The organism is Phenylobacterium sp. (genome assembly GCF_028290885.1).
Taxonomy (GTDB): domain Bacteria; phylum Pseudomonadota; class Alphaproteobacteria; order Caulobacterales; family Caulobacteraceae; genus Phenylobacterium.
Genome location: NZ_JAQGIZ010000230.1, coordinates 1 through 5,668, shown reverse-complemented (window position 1 = coordinate 5,668; position 5,668 = coordinate 1). Strand labels below are relative to the sequence as shown.

General features: G+C 69.7%; 5 protein-coding genes. 4 read left to right on the top strand and 1 reads right to left on the bottom strand.

Going from position 1 to position 5,668, the window contains the following annotated elements; translation table 11 throughout:
- Nucleotides 1–205: 205 nt before the first annotated feature.
- Nucleotides 206–1,966 carry an acyl-CoA dehydrogenase gene (locus JWP28_RS15135; RefSeq protein WP_299544149.1) on the bottom strand — a complete coding sequence of 587 codons (1,761 nt, stop codon included), beginning with the start codon at nt 1,964–1,966 and terminating at the stop codon, nt 206–208.
- Nucleotides 1,967–2,096: 130 nt separating this feature from the next.
- On the opposite strand from JWP28_RS15135, the gene JWP28_RS15130 reads away from it, so the two are divergent.
- The 4 genes from JWP28_RS15130 to JWP28_RS15115 form a co-directional block, all read left to right on the top strand.
- Nucleotides 2,097–2,597: a YetF domain-containing protein gene (locus tag JWP28_RS15130; RefSeq protein WP_299544146.1), complete on the top strand. Its 501-nt coding sequence runs from the start codon at nt 2,097–2,099 to the stop codon at nt 2,595–2,597.
- 190 nt (nt 2,598–2,787) lie between these two features.
- Nucleotides 2,788–4,122 (top strand): hemerythrin domain-containing protein, encoded by a 1,335-nt coding sequence (locus tag JWP28_RS15125; protein WP_299544145.1) that lies wholly within the window; start codon nt 2,788–2,790, stop codon nt 4,120–4,122.
- A 180-nt stretch (nt 4,123–4,302) separates the two neighbouring features.
- Entirely contained in the window at nt 4,303–4,905 is a 603-nt protein-coding gene (locus JWP28_RS15120; RefSeq protein WP_299544144.1) for a YceI family protein, read from the top strand.
- Nucleotides 4,906–4,938: 33 nt separating this feature from the next.
- Nucleotides 4,939–5,668, top strand: a 730-nt coding sequence (locus tag JWP28_RS15115; RefSeq protein WP_299544142.1) for a cytochrome b, incomplete at its 3' end; no start/stop codon positions are given.

Below are 5,668 nucleotides of genomic sequence, written 5' to 3'. Positions count from 1 at the left end.
AGCACCAGGCAGAGGGCCGCCAGCCCGTTGAAGGCGGCATGGAAAAGGAACGGTTGCGACAGGCCGTTGAGCGTGAGCTGGTAGGTGCTCAACGATGAGCGATTCGCTTGCGCGGCAGCCGCGAGCTCGACTCTCATGAATTTCACACGCGCCCTGCCCAAGCCGGAAGGGTCGCCGCAAATAGTAAAGCTTCGAAGAATCGGCCCTAGGAAACGAGGGCCGTAGCGGGAGTCGCCTCGAGGTCGTCGGCGCCGTCCATCAGGCCCTCGGCGAGGCCCGAAGCCTGGGCCAGCACCTGGCCGGCGAAGACACGGGCGAGGGCGGACTTGCCCTGGAGCCAGGGGTCGCCAGAAGACAAGGGGTCGCCCGCCGCGGCCAACGCCTGGCGGCCCAGCAGGGCCCCGCCGATCACGTCGCCGGCGAGCTTCAGGTAAGGCGTGGCGGCGGCAAGACTGGGTGCGCCGCGGTTGGCCAGTAGCCAGTCGGTGGCCCGCTCCAGCGCCGCAACGCCCGCGGCCAGCCGGCGGCCGACCGAGGCGAGCTCGGGGACCTCCGTCAGGGTCTCAGCGGTCAGCGCCAGCTCGGCGCAGAGGCCGCGCATCACCGCGCCGTCGGCCATGGCCACCTTGCGGCCCACGAGGTCGATGGCCTGGATGCCGTTGGTGCCCTCGTAGATCGGGGCGATGCGGGCGTCGCGGTAGTGCTGCGCCGCGCCGGTCTCCTCGATGAAGCCCATGCCGCCGTGCACCTGGACGCCCAGGGACGCCACCTCGACGCCGACGTCGGTGGACCAGGCCTTGGCGATGGGCGTGAGCAGCTCCGCCCGCGCCTGGGCCGAGGCGCGCTCCTCCTCGGTGTCGGCCAGACGGGCGATGTCGGCCAGTACGCCGGTGGTCAGGCAGATGGCGCGGGCGGCTTCGGTCTTGGCCTTCATCAGCATCAGCATGCGGCGCACGTCCGGGTGGCCGTAGATCTCCGCCGGATAGTCCCCCGACCACACCGCCCGGCCCTGGCGGCGCTCCTGGGAGAAGGCCAGCGCCTGCTGGAAGGCCCGCTCGGCGATGGCCACGCCCTGCACGCCGACCTGCAGGCGCGCAGCGTTCATCATGACGAACATGTGCGGCAGGCCCTGGCCCAGCTCGCCGACCAGCTCGGCCTGCGCGCCCTCGTAGAGCATGACGCAGGTGGGGGAGCCATGGATGCCCAGCTTGTGCTCGATGGAGCCGGCGCGGAAGTCGTTGCGCGGACCCAGGGTCCCGTCGTCCTTCACTGCATATTTGGTGGTCAGGAAGAGGCTGATGCCCTTCACGCCGGGCGGCGCGTCGGGAGTGCGGGCCAGCACCAGGTGGCAGATGTTGTCGGCGGCGTCGTGGTCGCCCCAGGTGATGAAGATCTTCTGGCCGGAGAGCCTGTAGCCGCCGTTTCCGTCCGGATCGGCGCGGGTGGTGAGCTGGGCAAGGTCGCTTCCGGCCTGCGGCTCGGTCAGGACCATGGCGCCGGGCCATTCGCCGGACACCAGCTTCGGCAGGACCAGCCGCTTCTGGCGTTCCGTCCCATGCAGGGCCAAGGCCTCGATGGCGCCCTGGGTGAGCATCGGACACAGTCCAAAGGCCATGTTGGCGGCGTGGACCATCTCGAAGACGGCCAGCTCCATCGCCTTCGACAGGCCCTGGCCGCCGTATTCCGGGGCCGCGGACAGCGAGTTCCAGCCGTCGGCGACGAAGGCGCGGTAGGCGGCGGCGAAGCCTGGGGCGGCGGTGACGGCGCCGTTCGCATAGCGGGCGCCTTCGATGTCGCCGATGCGGTTCAGCGGCGCGAGGACATCAGTCGCGAACGCGCCGGCCGCCTCCAGCACCGCGGCCACGGTGTCGGCGTCGAGGTCCGGATAGGCCCGCGCGATCAGGGCGTCGTGGCCGACGGCCGAAAGCGCGAAGGCAAGGTCCCGGACAGGCGCGCGGAAGGTCATGATGGGCTCCGGATCAGCTTCGCGCCACGTCTTAGGCCATGGTCCCGGCGCGGCAAAGCCGCGGAGGCCCGCACGCCTGCGTCGAACCGCAATAGGGCAACGCGCTGGAACCGGCGGCGTTACGGTCCGCATGGAGGTGCTCCGCACGCTGATCGGTCCGGACAACGGCGATGCGAACGCCGCCCAGCTCTGCGCCCGGGCCCTGATCCTGTTCTTCATCGGGATCGCCTATATCCGCATCGCCGGACGGCGGACCTTCGCCCACGCCACGCCGCTGGACATCGTCGTGGCCCTAATCGTGGGGTCGAACCTCAGTCGGGCGATGACCGGCAAGGCGCCGTTCTGGCCGGCCCTGGCGGCGACCTTGCTGCTGGTGGTCCTGCACCGGGTGCTGGCCATACTGACGCTGCGCTGGACCTGGCTGGCCAAGCTGCTCAAGGCGGAACCCGTGGTCCTGGTCCGCGACGGCGAGGAGGACCGCCGGGTGATGTTTCTCCATGGTATCGGCGAGGATGACCTGCTGCAGGGCCTTCGCCTCGAGCAGGTCGAAAGGCCGGATGAGGTCCGCCTCGGGACCCTGGAGAACAACGGCAGGATCAGCGTGATCCGTCGGAAAGCCGACGCCGTCTGAAGCCAGATGGCTAGTCTCCGCCGGATGCCGGAGTGTCGGGAATAAGACATAAAAATCCGTGGCTTGATTTTAGCGGCCACGCTGAAACCGGGGGTCCGCCTGGTCGGTTCTCGCCTGCATAGCCACCGCGCAAATCCTCGTAGGGGACCGGGTGTCGGGGTGGCGAAAGCACAAGGGCAGGAGGCGAGAGATGGCCAAGCAGGACAACGCTTCGGGCGGCGAGGCGAATGGCAAGTCTGACAATCCGACGGGGCAAGCCGCCGGCGACCCTGGCGACGGCGCCGGCGCCCAAGGCTCATCGGCCGGGCAGGCTCCGGCCGCCGCGGCCGGCTCGGTCCAGGCCACTGACGCCATCGCGCTCCTGAAGGCCGACCACCGCAAGGTGGAGGGCCTGTTCGCCAAGTACCAGACGGCGACCTCGGGCAAGGGCGAGATCGTGCGGCAGATCTGCATGGAACTGACCGTCCACACGACCCTCGAGGAGGAAATCTTCTATCCCGCCTGCCGGCGCGCGGCTTCGGACGAGGAGCCGCTGGACGAGGCCCAGGTCGAGCACGACAGCGCCAAGGTGCTGATCGCCGACCTCTCGAACAGCTCCGGGCGGGACCGTTTCCGCGACGCCAAGGTCAGCGTGCTGGCCGAGCAGATCAAGCATCACGTCGGCGAGGAAGAAGCGCCTTCCAGAGGCATCTTCGCCAAGGCGCAGGCCGCAGGGGTCAACACCCCAGACCTCGCCAAGCAGCTGCAGGCCCGCAAGCAGCAGCTGATGGCCGAGCCGGACGACCTGACGCCGTCTCGTCCCGTCTCATTCGAACTTTCCCAATTCCAGACCGGCCGAAAAAAGGAGAACGACATGGCCAGCTATCGAAGCGAGCGCGACCGCGACGAGCGGGGCCGCTTCACCGATGACGACGACCGCGGCCGCTATGGCGCGCGCGGCGGCCGCGACCGCGACGACGAAGACGGCCGCCGCGGCTGGTACGGCGACCCGCAGGGCCACTCCGAAGCCTCCCGCCGGGGCTGGGAGGAGCGGAGCCGCGGCGAAAGCCGCAGCTTCGGCGGCCGCGACGACGATGACGATCGCCGCTATGGCCGCGAACGGGACGAGCGGGGCCGTTTCGCCGACGATGACGACCGCCGCTACAGCTCACGGAGCGCCGAGCGCGACCGCGACGAGAGGGGTCGCTTTGCGGAGGACGACCGCCGATCCGGCGAGGGCCGCGGCTGGTACGGGGATTCCCGGGGCCATGCCGAGGCGGCGCGCCGCGGCGGGGACGAGCGTGACGACGGGCGCCGCTTCCGGGATGACGACGATGATCGCCGCGGCCAAGGCGGCTGGTTCGGCGACTCACGCGGCCATGCGGAAGCCGCCCGCCGCGGCTGGGAGGAGCGCGATGACGGCCGGCGCTCGCGCGACGATGACGACGATCGCCGCAGCGGCCGCGGCGGCGGCCAGGGCGGCTGGTTCGGCGACTCGCGCGGCCACGCCGAGGCCGCACGGCGCGGCTGGCAGGATCGCCGTTAGCTCCTGACGGCCAGCCGAGCTCCCGGCAAGGCAGGCTGTAGATTTGGCCGCTCCCGCCCGGGGGCGGCCATTTCGATTCCGGCGGCGGACGTCAGCCGGGAATAAATTCCTCGCCCGCGCCGTCTTTCGGTCAAGCTTCCCACGAACCATCTGCAGGGGACGGAGCGGAAAGGATGGCCGATGATGCGGACGGTTGTGGCGGCGCTGGCGATGTCGGCAGCCTTGGGCGGCGCGGCGTTCGCCAACCCCTCGACGCAGGATCCGCTGAAGGTTCCGGCCGGGACCTATGCGCTCGACAAGCGGCACGCGAGCCTGACCGTGAAGACCGTCCACATGGGCTTCTCGCACTACACGATGCGCTTCAACGGCCTGGACGGCGGCTTCACCTACGACCCGGCCAACTGGCAGGCGACCAAGGTCACCTTCACCGTCGACCCGAAGTCCGCCGACACCAACGACCTGTCGTTCAACAAGCAGATCGCCGGCTATTTCGAGCCGGACAAATACCCCGCCATCACCTTCGTCTCGACCGACGTGCAGGGGCAGGACGGCAAGGGGACCATCACCGGCGACCTGACCTTCCACGGGGTGACCAAGCCCGTGACGCTCGATGTCACCTTCGCCGGCGCAGGCCACGGGGTCACCCCGATCGGCACCCGGCTGGGCTTTTCGGGATCGACGCGGATCAAGCGCTCGGACTTCGGGCTCAGCAATTTCGTCCTGAACCAGTTCACCGACGACGACGTCGATGTGATCTTCGAAGTAGAATTCGAGAAGAAGTAGCACGCCGTCCAGGCGCAGCAGGAAGCTCTCCTCATGACCGCAGTCCGCAACGGCCTCAGCGCCGGCCGCAGCCGCTACGCCACGGTGGCGATCATCCTTCACTGGCTGATCGCGCTGGCCATTGCGGCCCAGGTCGCCATCGCCTGGCGGATGGGCGGGCAGCCCACGCCGGAGAACTTCGCGCTCCTCCAACTGCACAAGTCGATCGGGATCACCATCCTGGTGCTCAGCATCGTCCGGCTCGGCTGGCGCCTGACCAACCCGCCGCCGCCTGAGCCGCCGGGCCTGGCGCGCTGGGAGATCGTGCTGTCGCAGACCGTGCACTGGGGCTTCTACGCGATCATGATCGGCATGCCGCTCACCGGCTGGCTGATGGTCTCGGCGAGCCGCATCCAGATCCCGACCCTGCTCTATGGCGCGGTGCTCTGGCCGAACATCCCGGGGATCGACAGCCTGGCCCCCGCCGCCAAGAAGGTCTGGCATTCCATCGGCGTGAACGGCCACGAGCTGTTGGCCTTCGGCTTCTACGCGCTCTTCGTCCTGCACGTGGCCGGCGCGCTGAAGCACCAGCTGTTCGAACGCGATACGCCGGTGTTCTCGCGCATGGCGCCGGGCGCCGTCGCCGGCCGCTGGCTGGAGCCACGCCTGCTGCTGACCGTCCTGGCGGTCGTGGGCGCCGTCGCCTTCGGCACACTGGTGCAGCCGGCGCGCCCGGCGATGGGGCCGCCGCCGGCCGCCGTCGAGGCCGCGCTCCCGGCCGAGG

Coding starts and splice junctions, on each gene's coding strand:
- JWP28_RS15135 (WP_299544149.1), bottom strand. CDS start 1,966: ATGACCTTCCGCGCGCCTGTCCGGGACCTTGCCTTCGCGCTTTCGGCC.
- JWP28_RS15130 (WP_299544146.1), top strand. CDS start 2,097: ATGGAGGTGCTCCGCACGCTGATCGGTCCGGACAACGGCGATGCGAAC.
- JWP28_RS15125 (WP_299544145.1), top strand. CDS start 2,788: ATGGCCAAGCAGGACAACGCTTCGGGCGGCGAGGCGAATGGCAAGTCT.
- JWP28_RS15120 (WP_299544144.1), top strand. CDS start 4,303: ATGATGCGGACGGTTGTGGCGGCGCTGGCGATGTCGGCAGCCTTGGGC.